Origin of the sequence: Neokomagataea anthophila, assembly GCF_018122595.1 — a bacterium.
GTDB classification, from domain to species: domain Bacteria; phylum Pseudomonadota; class Alphaproteobacteria; order Acetobacterales; family Acetobacteraceae; genus Gluconobacter; species Gluconobacter anthophilus.
In genome coordinates this window covers 1-224 of sequence record NZ_JAGRQH010000198.1, presented here as the reverse complement: position 1 = coordinate 224, position 224 = coordinate 1, and the positions used below count along the sequence as shown (strand labels likewise).

Genomic DNA, 224 nt, shown 5'->3' with positions numbered 1-224 from the left:
AACATGCTGTCGATTGTGAAATCTTCTATCACGGCAACCAACAATGATCCCAAAGACATTGACCGTATCGAACGAGACATTATCAACGCCAACCGCTTCTTAGAAGGACTCACCGCTAAAGCTCAAAATGAGGCCGTATCGCAGCACCAGCTCATTATGCAAAACCAGCAAATCAAACAGCAAATAACGGGCGCCATGAGCGCTAAAGCTAAGGCCAACTTGAA

The 224-nt window shown here is 46.0% G+C and carries 1 protein-coding gene; it reads left to right on the top strand.

What is annotated here, in order from left to right:
• Nucleotides 1–15 precede the first annotated feature (15 nt).
• A partial coding sequence (locus KB213_RS12465) for a hypothetical protein (protein WP_211683583.1) occupies nt 16–224 on the top strand: 209 nt, incomplete at its 3' end.